Source organism: Herpetosiphonaceae bacterium, assembly GCA_036374795.1.
Lineage (GTDB): Bacteria > Chloroflexota > Chloroflexia > Chloroflexales > Kallotenuaceae > LB3-1.
In genome coordinates this window covers 18786-34716 of record DASUTC010000135.1, presented here as the reverse complement: position 1 = coordinate 34716, position 15931 = coordinate 18786, and the positions used below count along the sequence as shown (strand labels likewise).

Annotated in this window: 12 protein-coding genes; 5 read left to right on the top strand and 7 right to left on the bottom strand. The window is 62.4% G+C overall.

What is annotated here, in order from left to right:
* Positions 1-3488, top strand: a 3488-nt coding sequence (locus VFZ66_09470; protein HEX6289407.1) for an amino acid adenylation domain-containing protein, incomplete at its 5' end; no start/stop codon positions are given.
* 243 nt (positions 3489-3731) lie between these two features.
* On the opposite strand, the gene VFZ66_09465 is transcribed toward VFZ66_09470, so the two are convergent.
* A complete protein-coding gene (locus tag VFZ66_09465) occupies positions 3732-4544 on the bottom strand; it encodes an SAM-dependent methyltransferase (GenBank protein ID HEX6289406.1) in 813 nt (270 codons plus the stop codon).
* A 305-nt stretch (positions 4545-4849) separates the two neighbouring features.
* On the opposite strand from VFZ66_09465, the gene pabB reads away from it, so the two are divergent.
* Positions 4850-6991 carry an aminodeoxychorismate synthase component I gene (pabB, locus tag VFZ66_09460; GenBank protein HEX6289405.1) on the top strand — a complete coding sequence of 714 codons (2142 nt, stop codon included), beginning with the start codon at positions 4850-4852 and terminating at the stop codon, positions 6989-6991.
* Between the two features lie 53 nt (positions 6992-7044).
* Here the strand turns inward: pabB and VFZ66_09455 are convergent, their stop codons facing one another.
* Together VFZ66_09455 and VFZ66_09450 are read right to left on the bottom strand one after the other, a co-directional pair.
* Positions 7045-8070: an ATP-binding protein gene (locus VFZ66_09455; GenBank protein ID HEX6289404.1), complete on the bottom strand. Its 1026-nt coding sequence runs from the start codon at positions 8068-8070 to the stop codon at positions 7045-7047.
* A 23-nt stretch (positions 8071-8093) separates the two neighbouring features.
* Positions 8094-8231: a hypothetical protein gene (locus tag VFZ66_09450; GenBank protein HEX6289403.1), complete on the bottom strand. Its 138-nt coding sequence runs from the start codon at positions 8229-8231 to the stop codon at positions 8094-8096.
* Between the two features lie 569 nt (positions 8232-8800).
* On the opposite strand from VFZ66_09450, the gene VFZ66_09445 reads away from it, so the two are divergent.
* From VFZ66_09445 to VFZ66_09435, 3 genes are all read left to right on the top strand, one after another.
* Complete coding sequence (locus VFZ66_09445; protein ID HEX6289402.1) at positions 8801-10126, top strand: DnaA N-terminal domain-containing protein; 1326 nt, start codon at positions 8801-8803, stop codon at positions 10124-10126.
* Positions 10127-10408: 282 nt separating this feature from the next.
* On the top strand, positions 10409-11212 hold the full coding sequence (locus VFZ66_09440; GenBank protein HEX6289401.1) for a phage antirepressor N-terminal domain-containing protein: 804 nt from the start codon (positions 10409-10411) through the stop codon (positions 11210-11212).
* Positions 11209-11526: a helix-turn-helix transcriptional regulator gene (locus tag VFZ66_09435; GenBank protein ID HEX6289400.1), complete on the top strand. Its 318-nt coding sequence runs from the start codon at positions 11209-11211 to the stop codon at positions 11524-11526. The genes VFZ66_09440 and VFZ66_09435 overlap by 4 nt, the downstream gene beginning before the upstream one ends.
* Before the next feature lie 58 nt (positions 11527-11584).
* Here VFZ66_09435 and VFZ66_09430 read toward each other — a convergent pair whose 3' ends face one another.
* The 4 genes from VFZ66_09430 to VFZ66_09415 all read right to left on the bottom strand — a co-directional run bounded on the left by VFZ66_09430 (position 11585) and on the right by VFZ66_09415 (position 15852).
* Positions 11585-12622 (bottom strand): ParB N-terminal domain-containing protein, encoded by a 1038-nt coding sequence (locus VFZ66_09430; GenBank protein ID HEX6289399.1) that lies wholly within the window; start codon positions 12620-12622, stop codon positions 11585-11587.
* The gene (locus VFZ66_09425) at positions 12615-13394 is read right to left on the bottom strand and encodes a ParA family protein (GenBank protein ID HEX6289398.1); all 780 of its coding nucleotides are present in this window, start codon (positions 13392-13394) and stop codon (positions 12615-12617) included. The genes VFZ66_09430 and VFZ66_09425 overlap by 8 nt, the downstream gene beginning before the upstream one ends.
* A 684-nt stretch (positions 13395-14078) precedes the next feature.
* Positions 14079-14555: a YbaN family protein gene (locus VFZ66_09420; protein HEX6289397.1), complete on the bottom strand. Its 477-nt coding sequence runs from the start codon at positions 14553-14555 to the stop codon at positions 14079-14081.
* A 454-nt stretch (positions 14556-15009) separates the two neighbouring features.
* Positions 15010-15852 (bottom strand): helix-turn-helix transcriptional regulator, encoded by an 843-nt coding sequence (locus VFZ66_09415; protein HEX6289396.1) that lies wholly within the window; start codon positions 15850-15852, stop codon positions 15010-15012.
* Positions 15853-15931: the final 79 nt, after the last annotated feature.

The window sequence follows — 15931 nt, the reverse complement described above, 5'->3', positions numbered from 1 at the left end:
AGGAGGAGGTGGCGAGCGGGGCGGCGCAGGTGGATCTGGTGCTGAACCTGATGGAGGTGGCGGGGGGGCTGAAGGGCTGGCTGGAGTACAACACGGATCTGTTCGAGGGGGCGACGATGAAGCGGCTGCTGGCCCAGTTCGAGGGGCTGCTGACGGCGGTGGTGGCCGATCCCGACCAGCCGATCGCCACGCTGCCGCTGCTGACAAAAGCGGAGCAGGAATTGCTGGCCGCGTGGAACGCCACCGCCGATCCCTATCCTACCGATCGCGGTGTTCATCAGCTCGTCGAGCAGCAGGCTGTCAACAATCCCGCAGCCACCGCCGTGGTCGATGGGTCGGAGACGCTGACCTATGCCGAATTGAACCGGCGCGCGAATCAGGTGGCGTACTACCTGCGCAGCCTTGGCGTCAGGCCAGAAACCTGTGTCGCTGTCTGCCTCCATCGCTCGGCGGATTTGATCGTCGGCATGCTGGGCATTCTCAAGGCCGGTGCGGCCTATCTGCCGCTCGATCCCGACATGCCGCCATCCCGGCTGCGGTTTATGCTCGACGACAGCCACGCGCCGATCGTGTTGACTCAAGCGTCGCTCACTGCCGTGCTGCCGCCAGATGCCGCCCGTCTCGTGTGCCTCGACGCCGACTGGCCGACGATCATGCGCCAGCCGGAAACCGATCCAGGGCAGGTCGTCTGCGTCGAACAGCTTGCCTATCTGATCTACACCTCCGGCTCCACCGGGCAGCCCAAAGGCGTCGCCGTGCCCCAGCGCGCGCTGCTCAATCTCGTCGCCTGGCACCAGCGCGCCGTGGCCCTCTCCCCCCGGGATCGTACCACCCACCTCGCCGGCCTGGCTTTCGATGCCAGCGTTTGGGAGATCTGGCCCGCCCTCGCCGCCGGTGCGGCTCTCTACCTCCCCGCGCCCGATACCCGCGTGTCGCCGCCCCGCCTGCGTGACTGGCTCCTCGCGTGCGCGATCACCATCGCCTTCGCGCCGACGCCGCTGGCCGAGCAGGTGATCGCGCTGCCCTGGCCGTCTGCGTCGCCGCTGCGGACCCTGCTGACCGGCGGCGATCAGCTTCGGGGCTACCCCGCCGCGCGGCTGCCCTTTGCGCTGGTCAACCACTACGGCCCGACCGAGAACACCGTCGTCGCCACGGCGGGCGTCGTGCCGCCGCGGGAGCAGGCCGCGCGCGCGCCGGATCTCGGTCGTCCGATCGGCAACGTCCAGGTGCATGTGCTGGATCGGCAGGGGCAGCCGACGCCCATCGGCGTGGCGGGCGAGATCTATGTCGGCGGCGTGCAGGTGGCGCGGGGCTACCACCAGCGGCCCGATCTGACCGCCGCGCGCTTCGTGCCCGATCCGTTCGCTGCTGAGGTCGGCGCGCGACTCTATCGCACGGGGGATGTGGGACGGTGGCGGGCGGACGGCAGGCTCGAGTTCCTGGGACGGAACGACGGGCAGGTGAAGCTGCGCGGCTTCCGGATCGAGCTGGGCGAGATCGAGGCGGCGCTGCAGGCGCATCCACAGATCCGGCAGAGCGTGGTGCTCGCCCGTGAGGATCAGGCAGGGCAGAAACGGCTGGTGGCGTATGTGGTAGCAGAACAAGGCAACCGGGTGGCTTCTGGGCGCACAAGGGAACAAACGGAGAGCCAGGCACACAGCACGCAGAACCACGGGGAAGCGGAGGACAGTTCTTGGTTTGTTGGGCACCCGCCTGGCATCCGCGTGGCAGCCGTTCCTAGTTCTGCCGATTTGCGCGCGTTCCTGGGAGCGCGCCTACCAGAGTATATGGTGCCGTCCGCTTTCGTGTTTCTGCATCAGCTACCACTCACGCCCAACGGCAAGATCGATCGCAAGGCATTGCCCGCGCCTGAGCGCGCCACAGTCAACGAACAGCTTGCGCTGCCACGTACCGAGGCTGAGCGGCAGCTTGCCAGGATCTGGGCCGATCTGCTGGGACTGGAGCAGGTTGGCATTCATGACAACTTTTTCGCGCTCGGCGGCGATTCGATCCTGAGCATGCAGATCATCGCGCGGGCGGCGCAGCAGGGCTTGCACCTTATACCCCGGCAGATCTTCCAGCACCAGACGATCGCCGAGCTAGCCGCCGCTGCATCCGCCAGTCAGCCGACGATCGAGCAGGGATTGGTGGTTGGCGACGTGCCGCTGACGCCGATTCAACACTGGTTCTTCGAGCAGCCCTTGGCCGCGCCACACCATTGGAATCTCGCTCTCTTGCTTGAGGTGCCTCCAGCGCTGGATGCCGAGCGATTGAACGCGGCGCTCGATCACCTAGCGCAGCACCACGACGCGCTGCGGCTGCGCTTCTTCCGTGAGCGCGACGGCTGGCGGCAGACGACGGCGGGATCGGAGGCTGTCGTTCCGTGCCAATCGCTTGATCTGTCGGGGCTGTCAGCGCCGGAGCAGGCGGCGGCGATCGAAGCCCAGGCCACCGAGATCCAGAGCAGCCTCGACATGACAACCGGCCCGATCGCGCAGGCGGTCTATTTCAACCGGGGACCGGATCGATCGGGTCGCCTGCTGATCGTCGCGCATCATCTGGTGATCGATGCTGTCTCCTGGCGCATCTTGCTTGAAGATCTTCAGACCGCCTATGAGCAGTTGAGTCGCGGCACGACCGCCCAGTTGCCGCCCAAGACCACATCGTACCAGCAGTGGGCCGCGCACCTGCGGGACTATGCCAGAACGCAGGAGTTGCTTGCCGAGTGGGACTACTGGCGGGAAGCGCTGCCGACCGAGGCTGCTCGCGTGCCATGCGACGATCCGCATGGGAGCAATAGCGAGGCGTCGGCGGCGCTGGCTACGCGGCGACTGAGCGCCGCACGGACCCAGGCGCTACTGCACGAGGTCCATCAGGCCCATCAGACGCGGATCGACGATGTGTTATTGACGGCCATGCTGCTGACGCTGGCTCCATGGATTGGCGATTCCGCAGTGCTGGTCGATCTCGATCGGCATGGCCGCGCCGATCGCTTCGAGCAGCTCAATCTGTCGCGCACGGTTGGCTGGTTTACTGCTGTCGTGCCCGTCCTGCTCAGCATGGATTCCCCAGCCGACATCGAGCGCGGATTGCAGGCCGTCAAAGCCCAATTACAGCGGATTCCGCACGCAGGCTTCGGCTACGGCGTGCTGCGCTACCTCAGCGATGTGCCGGAGATCGTCGAGCATATGCGGGCGCTGCCGCAGGCTGAAATCAACTTCAACTACCTGGGCCAGATCGATCAGGTGCTCGGCGGATCGCTGATTCGCGGCCTGACAGACGAGTCGATCGGCCCTACCCGCAGCCCTGAGAGCGCGCGGCGCTATCTGATCGAGATCAATGCTGTGATGATCGCTGGACAGTTGCAGGTGACATGGGTCTATAGCACCAATCGCCACCAGCCCGCGACGATTGAGTGCCTTGCCGACAGCTTTATGCACACGTTGCAGGCGATCATCGATCATTGCCTTGCCGTGCAAAAAGACTGACGGCTTCGGATCGGATGGGCGCGCCGTTGCGCCTTGAGCGAGCAGAAACCGGGGAGGCACGAGATGCCTCCCCGGTTTCGATCCCCGGCCTCCTCTCCCACTGCGGCAGAAGAGGGGGAGGACATAGTGGGGCTACCCGCCCCGACCTGACGGCCCCCTTGTTCTTGGTGTACCGGGTGCCCATGCCGGGGTACCCTTTGGGTCTGGCACCCGCCTGGCGCTCGTTCTTTGTTCTTTCGTCCCCTACCGCACTCGTCCGACACCGCCGAGATTAATCGAGCGCTCCGGCTGATCCAAAAACACATCATCCGGCCCCTCTGGACGCCACAGCGGGACATAGATAACGCCGGGATCGACCAGATCCAGGCCCTTGAACAGCGGCTCGACCTGAGCGCGACCACGGGTTTTGATCGGCGTGGTCGTCTGGCTGTAGACGCGCTCGAACTGGGTGACAATCTCGGCGGGCACTCGTTCCAGGCTGGCATGGGTAATCGCGATAAAGCTGCCGGGCACCAGCGCCTCGCGATAGCGCCGCACCAGGGCCTGCGCCGCCTGGTCGTCGGTGACAAAGTGCAGGAGCGCCAGCATCAGCACGCCAATCGGCTTGCTGAAGTCCAGCAGCCGCTGAACCTCAGGATGCTTGAGGATCTCCTCCGGCTGTCGCGCATCCGCCTCGACGATCGTCGCGCGCTCATTTCCTCGTAAGATCGCGGCGCTGTGGATCACCGCCACTGGCTCCACATCGACGTACACGACCCTGGCTGCCGGATTAGCCCGCTGCGCGACCTCATGCACATTCCCCGCCGTCGGTATTCCGGAGCCAAGATCCAGAAACTGATCGATCCCTTGTTCGCCCATAAAACGGACCACCCGCCGCAGGAAGGCGCGATTTGCCTGAGCGCCATGCACCACATCGGGATAGACCGATCGAACCCGATCTGCCGCCGCCCGATCGACCGCAAAGTTATGATGCCCGCCCAGGAAATAATCGTACATGCGTGCAGGGTTGGGCTTGTCCTCCGGGATCTCTTCCAACCGCCAGCGTGTGTCGTCCATGATGACCTCCTCTCACAAAAGGTATCAGGCAATTCCGCTGCCTGCGATGCAGCGGAGTAGCTTCCTTTATATCGTAACGAACTCGGCTGCACCTTCTTGTGGCTATTGGTTTAGAAGACATTACGATTGTAGAGCAACCTGGGCAGCGTATGCGAATGTCGAGTATCATACTGCTCTGGCTCGTCCTGGGCGTTTGAAGATAGGCCCCGCAGAAGGAATTATGTCTAGTGCTAGATAGAACGACTTGCCTGGCACATTGGGAGGCAGCCGGGTGTGAGGCAGGACGCGCACGAGAGGTAAGCACGGTGAAGACCCTAATCATCGACAACTACGACTCTTTCACGTTCAACCTGTACCAGTTGATCGCCAACGTCAACGGTGACGAGCCGCTGGTGGTGCGCAACGATCAGCTCGGCTGGTCACAGCTTCAGGATTTGGAGTTCGACAACATCGTGATCTCGCCGGGACCAGGAAGGCCAGAACACGAGCACGACTTCGGCATCTGCCGCGATGCGCTGCTAACGGCGAGGGTGCCTACTCTAGGGGTGTGTCTGGGACATCAAGGGCTGGCACACCTCTACGGCGGCACTGTCACGCATGCGCCGGAGGTGATGCATGGTCGGCTGAGCGAGGTCTATCACAATGGCGCGCCGATCTTCAAGGGCATCCCGCAGCCATTCACGGTCGTGCGCTACCACTCCTTGATCGTCGCCGATGACCTGCCGACCTCGCTGGAGAAAACCGCGTGGACCGCCGACGGGATCGTTATGGGCATCCAGCATCGGGCGCTGCCGCTGTGGGGCGTGCAATTCCACCCTGAGTCGATCTGTAGCGAGTACGGCTACCAGTTGCTCCAGAACTTTCGCGATCTCACGCGGCAGCACGGAACGAACCGCGCGGGCCGCAGGTCGTGGAGCGGCTTCTCGACGATTCCCAAAGGCCAGCAGCGCGCCGCCGCGCAGCGCAACGTCGAGGTCTGCTGGCGCAAGCTCGATACCTGGCACGACCCGGAGCGCGTCTTCGTCAACCTGCTGGCCGACCAGCCGGTCGCCTTCTGGCTTGACAGCAGCCGCGCCGAGCCCGGCCTCTCGCGCTTCTCATTCATGGGCACCAACGACGGGCCGCTCAGCCGCCTCGTCAGCTACCGCATCGGCAGCCAGGAGCTAACGGTGACAACCGCCGCAGGCACGCGCCGATCGCACGAGAGCATCTTCGACTACCTGGATCGCGAGCTGCGACAGCTCGCCTGTCGTGCCGACGATCTGCCCTTCGATTTCAACTGCGGCTTTGTCGGCTATTTCGGCTACGAGCTGAAGGCCGAGTGCGGAGGGAATCTCGCTCATCCTTCGCCGCTGCCGGACGCGACATTCATCCTCAGCGACCGGCTGATCGCCTTCGATCACCAGGAGCGGAGCTGCTACCTCGTCAGCCTGGTGCGCAAGGATGACAGCGCCGAGGCACGGCGCTGGTTCGACACCATCGAGCAACAACTGCGGCAACTGAGGCCACTGCCGCCGCTGCGCTACGGCAATCAGCAGGAGCCGATCGCCTTCTCCTTGAGCAGGCCCTACGAGGTCTATCTCGACGACATCCGGCAGTGCCAGGCGCATATCCGCAATGGCGAGTCGTACGAAATTTGCCTCACCAACCAGCTTCACACCACGGCGGTCGCTGAGCCGCTGACGCTCTACCGCACGCTGCGCCGGATCAACCCCGCGCCCTACTCCGCGCTTCTGCGCTTCGATACGATCTCGGTGATCAGCTCGTCGCCGGAGCGCTTCCTGCGGATCGATCGCGATGGCTCCGTTGAGTCGAAGCCGATCAAAGGCACCCTGCCGCGCGGCAAGACGCTTGCCGAAGACGCCGCCTTGAGCGATAGCCTGCGCAACGATACCAAGAGCCGGGCGGAAAACCTGATGATCGTCGATCTGCTGCGCAACGACCTGGGTATTGTCTGCGAGATCGGCAGCGTCTCGGTGCCCAAGCTGATGCACGTCGAGAGCTATCAGACCGTTCACCAGCTTGTCTCGACGGTTCGCGGCCACCTGCGCCGGGATCTGAGTCCGATCGACTGTATACGCCAGGCGTTTCCGGGCGGCTCGATGACGGGCGCGCCGAAGGTGCGGACGATGGCGCTCCTCGACGATCTGGAGCCGGAGGCCAGGGGCGTCTACTCCGGCGCGCTCGGCTTTCTGGGCCTGAACAGCACGTCCGATCTGAGCATTGTGATTCGCACAATCGTCATGACGCCTACCTCGACGAGCATTGGCGTCGGCGGGGCTATCGTCGCGCTCTCTGACGCCGAGGCCGAGTTTGACGAGATCTTGCTCAAGGCTCGCGCGCCGCTCCAGGCGATCGTGCTGGCAGCCTGCGGCGAGGCCGAGGCCGACACGTATGTGATCATCGGCGGTCGCGAGCGCGAGCAGACGGCGCTTGCCGCAGGCTAGCGCGTGTCGAGACGTGTCGACGGAGCACCTGCCGCAGCGCGAGCGCTCGGCGATCACCGGCGGTCGATGGCGGTATCGATCGCCACCGGCAGATAGGCGGTGTCGCGCGATCGACCGACGCGCTGAAGAAAGCCAGCCTCGACCAATCCTTTGAGGTCGTTCAGCAGCGAGCGATCGGAGCGGAAAGCCTGAAGCTCCTCGTTCAGCCGACGCGCATCCTCCATCGTGATCTGGCCCTGCTGCCGGGCGTACTCCAGCAGCTTGAGCCGGAACGGCGTCTGCGCGCGGATCGAGGGCGCGTCGTGGCCGTAGACCATGACCGTGAATGATACGCCGGTATCGCGCATGCCCAGATCGGGCAATCCGGCTTTGCGCAGCTCGCGCATCACGGTGTCGAGGCCGATCCCAAAGCGCTCGATGTAGCCCGCCTGATGCAGCAGCTCGGCGATCGTCGGATTGCGCGCGAACTGCTCCTGCAAAATATTCTCGACGGTAATGCCGCCCGGCAGCCCGCCGGGCGAAACCCACTCGATGCGGTCGGTAAACATCGAAACCCGCGTATGCTTGCCCGTCGAGTTGTAATCCCGATGGGCGATAGCATTGACCGTCAGCTCACGAATCACCTTGCGCGGATACTCCGGCTTCTCCACCCGCCGCGCGCCGTCTTCGACGGTAAAGCCGCGCCGCGTGTTCGACCAGAGATACCCTTCGACGAAGTCGATCTGCTCCGGCAGCGTCCCGCCGTGGCGCTTCAGGTGGATCACGTCTTCGGTGTCGGGAACCGAGCTGGGAAAGTGCCCCAGGCCCACATCGGCGTGTGGAAAGAAGAACTGGGGCTGGTGCGCGAACATCAGAATACCGGCCATCGTCGCTACGGGCGTCCCATGATGATCGACCACGCAGCGATAGCGGTACAGAAAATCAAGCGGCTTCCGGGGTGCCTGGTCCAGCCGACCAGCCTCAAGCGCGTTCTCGATATGCTCCTGGATCTTGTGCATGTTGAGCGCATCGAGTGCGGCATGCGGAACGGCAAAGCCATCGATCCGGCCATCAGTGATTTCAGGAACGAGCAGCGCCATAGACAACCTCTCTCATGCCGCCATTATATCATGCCCCTCTGGTAGCCGAGCCAGCCGCGCTCTGCTGGCATTGCCCGCATGTTGATCTTGCGGGCTTTTGCGGGAAACGAGCCGGTGTAGCAATCGCGGCGCTGCTCCGGCTTGTATGCAGTTGCCCGCATGTTGATCTTGCGGGCTTTTGCGGGCAATCGCCGGTGTGATGGACCCCCGAATGAGTCCGTGTGGCAGACCCCCGCAACGCCGTTTGCGCGCAAGTGCGGGAAATCGCGCTTAGATGCGGAAAATTGCGGAGAAAGTCTGCGCATAACCTCTTGCCGATTGCGGGCTAATTTTCTATGCTGTAAGCAGAACCCCGGCAGAGGCAGCGAGGCCGCAGGAGGCCGCGTACCTGGCGTGGGGAAAGGTGGATCACTCGATAGCGATATGAGCGCTGACGACAGCGCAGAGCAATACGAGCGCACGTGCCCGGTGGGCCGACAGTCCGGGGCTTCGGGAATAGCCCCTAAATCATTTTCTTTGCTCATGCCGAATCGGCTGGTTTCCGCACAGGCTCCTTGATTCGGCCCAGGATGTGTGCGTGCTTTAAACGTAGGGACGGCCCCCAACGTTTACCACCGCGGAGCCGTCTCACCCACTTGTGATTTGCCCTCCCAGACGAGGGAGAGTCTGCTGTGTCCTTGTTATGAGCTTAGCAGCCAGATTCCTCCTTGTCAAGAGGGCAGGAGGGGATATGTTTGCCCAAAAATCAGGCGTGTACGCATTCCGTCCACGTCCAGCGAGATCGCACAGCCGACCGCACCAGGCGGATCGCACAGCCACCCGCCCGCCGACGATCGAGGCGTACGCCGCGCGGCGGAGCTACGCCTTTGACATCGCCGAGGAAGCCTACTGGCAGCATCGGATCTGCGCCGATGCCTATATGCTCTTCCGGCTGCTTACTCGATTATGTAAAGAACGAACCTACTGCTGGCCGGGTCTTGACTACCTCGCCGAGCGACTCCAAACCAGCATCGGCACGATCAAGCGCCGTCTGGACGTTCTGGAGCGCGCCGATCTGATCGAGCGCAAGCAGCGCCCCGGCGGGCTTACCTCGTACACCTATGTTTTGCCACTTCAGCAGTACGACGCCGCACAGCACGCCGTGTCGGATGCGCCGCCGATGCACGACGCGGAGCCGTGGTCGTCTGTGCCGCCTGCTGCCGCTGAGATCCAGACCATCCACGCAGAGCAGGAGGGTCATCGCGCGGCGGATCTACCCGTGGAGGTCGAGGGGCAAGCCAGCCCGCTTTTTTTTGTGCCTGAGCAGGAGATCAATGCTGCACCTGCCGATCGATCAAAGCTGATCCGGCAAACCATTAAAAGCCAAAACAGATTCTCTGGTGGTGGTCGGGATACTGCAAGCAACGCACCGGCAGCCGATGCAACCGAAACCAGCCGAACATTAGCGCAGGCGGGCATTCTGTCGCCACTGGTGCTTGACGAATTGAAGCACACGCCGCTGCCACAGGTGGAAGCCTGCCTCCGCTTTGCCCGTCGTCAGCGCAATATCGTCGATCCCGCCGCGTTTGCCGTCTCGTTATTGCGGCTGGGCTTCGGCCAAAAGCTGGTAGATCGGATGCAAGCCGCGTCTGATAAGCTTCATGCTGCTCACGGAGAGTATGCGCGCTATCACTGCGCGCATGGGCGCATCCGTGGCACAGGTTGCCCTGACTGTGAGCAGGCATCGAAGGCGGGCATGCTAAATGGCACTGCGCCGCAGCAGGCGTCTGCCGGGCCTTCGCTGGAAGCCGTGGGCGCATCGACAGCCGACGATCTGCTCCGCATCTGGTCGGCGGTGCTGGATGCGCTTCAGCCACAGGTTTCGCCGGTTGATTTCGAGACATGGCTGCGTCCGACCGCGCTGGCCGAGCTTGCTGGCAACACGGCTGTAATCGCGACTCCGCATGTCTTTGCTCGTGAACGTGTTGCGGTCACGTATGCCCCGCTGCTTGCCGCTGCCTTGCAGGCCGTTGTAGGGCAGCCAGTGCAGATCGAGGTGGTGATCAGTGCATGTTAGCGGTGCTGGCGAGGTCCAGGCTGCGATCTGCTCGTTGATTCGGTCGAGCAAAGGAGTCGTCGTGAGGCAACACCTTGTGTCCATTGTGGACACAATAGGCTGGATTAAGCAGGCTTCCGTGTCGACACGCGATCGATAACCCTACGAAGGAGTCGTCGTAAGGCAACACCTTGTGTCCACAATGGACACAGCTTATAATGAAGGGCTGAATCGGGGGCTGGTGATGCGGCTGCCAGATCCGGTACCGATGTCACCACGTAGGGGAGAAAGAATCATACGCCTATGAGCGAACCAACCGAGATCTTAGCTGTCACCTTCTTCGAGCAGCCGGTCCTCGCCGCCAGGCTCGCCGATGGGACGATCGTCCTCTCGATCCGCGATCTGTGTACCGCGACCGGCCTCAATCTTTCGTCGCAGCTCCGGCGGCTGCGCGCCGACGAGGATCTCCGCGATGGTATGCATCGGCTGCGCGTGCCGACGGCGGGTGGGCTTCAGGAGCAGGATTTCCTGATCCTCGAATTCGTCCCGGCCTGGATCAGCAGCGTCAACCGGTCGCGCGCATCAACTGTTGTCCGCGAGCGGCTACGCTACCTTCGGCTTTTCAGCATCCGCCAGGTCTATGACGCGATCACGAATGCCGCCGGTCTGCCGCCTGGTCCCAGCAGCAACATCGAAGATCTGGCCGATCTCCAGCAGTACGATGAAGCGATCCAGGGGATTGCGGCCCGGCAGCAGGCGCTAGAGGAGAGCCAGGACAAGGCCCGCCAGGTGTGGCGCGATCACGAGCAGCGTCTACGGCGGCTGGAAGAACAGCTTGGCACGACCGCCACCTTATCGACGACGCAGCGCGGCCATGTGTACCAGCTTGTGCAGCTTTGGGCACAGGCGCGCATCGATCACGAGCATCTTTCGACGGCAGGCGCGTTTGCCGGATGCTGGGCCGCATTAAAGACCCGCTATCGGGTTGCCAAGTATGAGCACATTCCGGCAAGCCAGTACCAGGACTGTATCAGCTACATCGATCGGGCCTACCAGAAGCTTACCGGCCAGCCGCTACCGGAGCGCACACCTGAGGAGCTTGCATGATCCACGATGCTCACGCGGCGACTCGTGTGGTCGGGCGGCGCATTGCGGCTGTGCGTCAGGCCCGTCGTCTCTCCCAGGCCGCTCTGGCTGAGCGCCTGGGCTGGCCCCGTGATACGCTGGCGCACTATGAGTACGGACGCCGCGCGCTGACGATTGAGCGTCTCGCCGCTGTTGCCGCCGCGCTAGGCGTCCATCCCGCCGCCCTGCTGGTTGATGATCCGGCGCTTGCGGCGCTGCTGACGCGGCTGATCGACAATGTAGAGCTGTGGCAGCAGGTAGCCTTTTTTGTCGATACGCTCGACGCCGAGATCTGATGAGCAATTATTTATTATGTCAATATGTTCGATAGATCTGTCGTTGAGCAGCATGGGCCTATAGCTCGCTCAGCAGCGTGTCGATCTGTGCGCGAAGCTGCTCAGCCCGTTCGCGCACGGCCTGTCGAGTCGGCTCGTCGGCTGTGGGAAGCTGCGTGCGCACAAGCTCAAGGCTCCGTCCGATTCTGTCGAAGTGCCGTCCGACATAGGGCAGGACTGACGGAGGCGCTTCTGTGCGCTGCTCGTCCGGCGCTCCGAGATCCCGCGACGGCTGCTGTCGCCGGTAGGCTGTCACGAGCGCTGTAACCACCGCCAGGTTTACCTCCTGCGACTCGGCCAGCACGCGGAGCATATCGGTAGCATCTTCGGGTGGCAGCAAGCCGTCCTCGATCGCCTGGTGGATCGGACGGAGCATCCACTCCGACCAGCCATAGCGCTGAATGATTTGCTGAGCATCCACTGAAAAACGGCGCGCTAAACGCAGCAATTCCTTGCGTCGAGGTTCCGACAGCCGCATACGCTGCCCGACGATCTCCCAGGGAACTCGCTCTCCGCTCTCCGCCTCCAGCGCCTCCTTCAACGTGATCAGCGCCCAGGCTCGCTCCATGTCGGTAAAGCCCTCGCGCCGCTCATTTTCCTCGTACTGCCGCAGGGCACGATCGATGCGGGAAGGCTTTGGCACCTCGACGGCCCAGAGCGTCGACAGACTTTCAAGGATCGCCGCGCTCCAGCGCCGCTGACCATGCAGCAGCCGATGGGTGATCGTCGGGTTGGCCTCATCTTGATCGGGATAGACGATCACTGGCTGGATTTGTCCGTGCTCACGGATCGATGCGCCGAGCGCGCGCAGCTCCGCAACCAGCGCAGTGGCGACGGAGTCACCCTGCTCTGCCTCAGCCAGCAGCATGTGAGGGTGTGTCAGGTGCCGCAATTGCTCAGGATCAGGTGCGATTGCAGCAGGGTCCAGATGCAGCATCGGCAGCCCTTGCGCCGTCGCCCGCTCGACCAGCTCGTCGGCAGTAGCGCCCGCTAGAAAGTCCAGCGCCGAACTCTTAAAAAACTTGTTGATGTCAACGGGCTTTTTATCTCTAGCCATTGAGTCGCTCCACAATTTCAGCCGCAAGGTCGCGGAACGCCGTTGCTGACCGTGCGCTCCGGCGGTAGCGGAAAATACTCTCCTGCGAGCCGAACGCCTCGCGGAGCGGCGCGTCGCGTCCGATGCAGGTGTTGAAGACCGAGCGCCCGAACTGCTCGCGAAGCCCGCTCTGGATCTGGCGATCAGTCGTCGATCGCCCCTCATAGTTATTGATCAGGATCACCGGCGGCGGCAACTGCGGCGAGTGCCGCGCTTTGACACGTCGCACCGTCTCGGTGAGCTCGCCAAGCCCCTCGATGCTCAGGAGTTCCGAGAGAACCGGGGCGATCACCAGATGAGCGGCAATCAGCGCGTTATAGACCAGCGGCCCAATCGCGCCCGGACAATCGATCACAACGTAGTCGATCTGCTCGCTTGACTCTGCGGCCTGATGCAAAGCATCCCGCAGCACGAAGAGGCCATCGACGTTTGTACTGAGCTCCATCGGCGCTTTCACCAGCATGGCATGGCCGGGACACACCCGCACCTGCTGCTCGGTGGTTGGATGCAGCGCGTCCACAATCTCAGTCGCGCCGGTGAGCACGCCGTAGCTCGATTGCTCAGGGGTGATACCGGATTTGCTCAGCCCCAGCCATTCCGTCGCATGAGCCTGGCTATCCAGGTCGATCACGACCACCTGATAGCCTGCCAGACCCAACGCGGCGGAGACATTGACGGCTGTCGTCGTTTTGCCTGTTCCACCTTTTTCGTTTGCGATGGCAATCACCTGCATGTATTCCACGTCCTTTCTCGGCATGCTCCCTGTCTGGACAAGAGGATGAGACTCATCCCCCACCCATCGGCACGTAATAGTTACATTTTATCCTGAATCACTTGATGATCGTATTCATGAGGGATGAGTCTCATCCCTATTGATCATCGCTCGGTGCTCACATTGTATCCGATCTGCGATGGTGGCGGCTCTCCGTTAAGGCCGGGATGAGTCTCATCCCTCCTGACCAGCCATCACTTGCAGGCAGGGGATGAGACTCATCCTCCAACGTGCCGCTCAATTGATGCTCCTGCTCCTCGCCGGAGCGTGTACTGAAGCCAGGTTCAATGTAACACTTTTTGGGGATGAGACTCATCCCTCTATCTTCTTTCGCTCTACAGGCAGATCTGCTGTGACATCCGCTTCAAGCAACAGCGTGACTGTGCCTTCCGGTCAGGATAGCTCAGTCATGGGCTGATCCGTGGATCTCGGTTGTCTTCTGTGAATGGTGGTGCCAGATTCCTGGGGTTCTCTAGCGTTTACATCTGCTCAAGAGAACTTCCTCGCGCATCGAGATATGCAGCACTGTGCAGCAAAGCAGCCATGTTCGCGAGTCGGGTACGGGCATGATCGACAGGTGGCTTAGGTCTTCAGAGCTTTTATGCGAGCGGTAGGACTCTATTCCTATCGATCATGGCGCTCCGCTCAGGCCTGCGGGCGCGTTCCAGCCGCCTGCTGCTCGCGCTCGATCAGCACACGCTCCCGCGTCGGGACACGCTGCATGATATACCATATACCGATCAGCGCAATGCCATAGGCGGCGACACGACCCGTCCACGATGGAATGAAGACGCTGCTCAGCATAATCACAACGACGATCGTAGTGGCAGCAATACGCTTTGCGCGGCGAGGCATTCCTAGCCCGGCCCGGTAGTCGCGCACCAGCGGACCAATGCGCGGCAGGTTAAGCACCCAGCGCTCGAAGCGTGGGCTGGATCGCGCAAAGCAGGCGGCGGCTCCGATGAAAAAGACGGTCGTAGGCAGGACCGGTAAGATGATCCCAAGACCACCCACGCCAACCAAGAGGAAGCCCGCGCTCATCCAGGCCCAGCGCGCGAGCGGGTGGGCGGCCCGCACATCCGGTGCGGCTGGTGTTTGTCGCGGTGGCCTATGCTGCTCCATCGATTGATCCTCCAGATATGTTGGTCTGTTAGTGTATGGGGGGTGTCATCCGGCGCGCTCATACCGTCGGCTCTCAGCGCCTCTGTCCGCGCATAAGATCCGACCATAACGGATAGTGTACCATCTGGCGCCAACAACTGCCGGGGTACATAGTCTTCTAAGCGAATAAGATGATCGGTTGGATGAAAACATCTTTTCTACGGGAAAACCTTGCTTTCCATCGCTGCGAGCGCCGGTAGCCGCACTGCTGATCGGCTGGGGACGAAGTGGGTGCAGCGCGTGGACCTGCCGTAGAGGCGCCTGTCGATGTGCGTGGCCTGCGCTTGTGCTCGACATAATCAACTCACCAGCGCGATCACAAATGCACCGGCGCCTGCTGGAACAGCCAGGTTGGAACAGATGTTTTAGCGGGGGAAGTACGGGGTGTCTTCGGTATCTGAGATGAACAGCATCGTCATATCCCGGAGCGTGTCTCCATCTGCGGGCGTGCCGAATGGTGCCCGCCGACCAAGCGCCGCATCGCCTCCGCAGTAGCAGCATCGGCAGGAAAGAATGACTCAAGCGCCAGCTCGGCCAGCGTAATATCGACGGGCGTTCCAAAAATCATGGTTGTGCTCAAGAAGGTAAGCACACCATCATCGGTGATGAGCTGAAACGCCACGGCAACGCTCGTGGCGTAATTGGCGGCAGGTGGGCCGGATCGCGCTGTGCTCGCGGGATAGCTACTCAGCTCACCGAGCAGGTCGATCAGGACGGGGTCGGCGCTGAGATCGATCTGACGGCGCAATCGCGCCAGTAAATGAGCGCGCCACGCGCCATAGTTGGCGATCCTGGGCGCAAGACCGTCAGGGTGTAGGCTCAAACGGAGCACATTCGTCGGCGGTTGCAGCAAGTTCGCGGCGATACCGACCAGCAATGGGGCGACCGCCCGATTGGACGCAACCAGATTCCAGTGCCGGTCGATGGCGAGGGCCGGGTAGGGCTCGTGGCCTGCCAGCACCAGATCGATAGCGTTGCGCGCGCCCTGAAGCTCCGGGTCGTCAAGCGACCGCGCTGGAAAGGCTGGGGCGTAGCCTGCGGCGATCAAGAGCATGTTGCGCTCGCGCAAGGGGATGTCGAGCCGCTCGGCGAGGTGGAGCAGCATCTCACGGCTTGGACGTGACCGGCCTGTTTCGAGAAAGCTCAGATGCTTGGTCGAGATATCGGCCTCACATGCGAGATCAAGCTGACTCATACGCCGACGTTGCCGCCACTCGCGCAGCAGATCCCCGACTGGTTGTGGTTGTACATAGCTCATCAAGGCTCAACGATACCACAGTCCCCGCGATCCTTCCATTACCTCCGAGGTAATTGATCTCCAACCGTGCGGGATGTAT